The following is a 668-nucleotide window of genomic DNA, read 5'->3' as shown; positions in this document are numbered from 1 at the left end:
CCGCCGGGGCGCGCCGCCCCAGACGCAGCGTGCCGCCCCTCGACGGTGCCACCTGGCGCGCGGGCGACCTGCACGCCCACACCGTGCACAGCGACGGCGCCCTCACCCCCGACGAACTGGCGCGGTCCGCAGCCGCCGAGGGGCTTGACTTCGTCAAGCCCCTCGACGGTGCCACCTGGCGCGCGGGCGACCTGCACGCCCACACCGTGCACAGCGACGGCGCCCTCACCCCCGACGAACTGGCGCGGTCCGCAGCCGCCGAGGGGCTTGACTTCCTGGCCGTCACCGACCACAACACCGTCAGCCACCATCCCTGGCTGCCCGCGGCGGGCTCCCGGCACGGCGTCACCCTCCTGCCCGGGCAGGAGGTCACCACGGATCTCGGCCACGCCAACGTGTTCGGCGACACCGGCTGGATCGACTTCCGCGCCCCCGCCGACGCGTGGCTCGCCCAGGCCGAGGCGGGCGGCGGCGTGCTGTCCGTCAACCATCCGCTGGCCGACGACTGCGCCTGGGAACACCCGTTCGTCCGGCGGCCCCGCCACGCCGAGGTGTGGCACCACACCTGGACCGACCGGCGGCACGGCGCCCCCCTCGCCTGGGCACGGGCCTGGCGCGACGACGTGATCCCGCTGGGCGGCAGCGACTTCCACCACCCCGCCCACGGC

1 protein-coding gene is annotated in these 668 nt (G+C 76.3%); it reads left to right on the top strand.

All coding sequences use genetic code 11. The features are described 5' to 3' along the window. Nucleotides 1-29: 29 nt before the first annotated feature. Nucleotides 30-668: CehA/McbA family metallohydrolase (locus tag AB8Z75_RS35205; RefSeq protein ID WP_369209233.1), on the top strand; the 639-nt coding region annotated here is incomplete at its 3' end.

It is taken from the genome of Streptomyces sp. PU-14G (assembly GCF_041028275.1).
In the GTDB taxonomy this organism is placed as follows: Bacteria; Actinomycetota; Actinomycetes; order Streptomycetales; family Streptomycetaceae; genus Streptomyces.
This window is presented reverse-complemented; position numbering and strand designations above follow the sequence as displayed.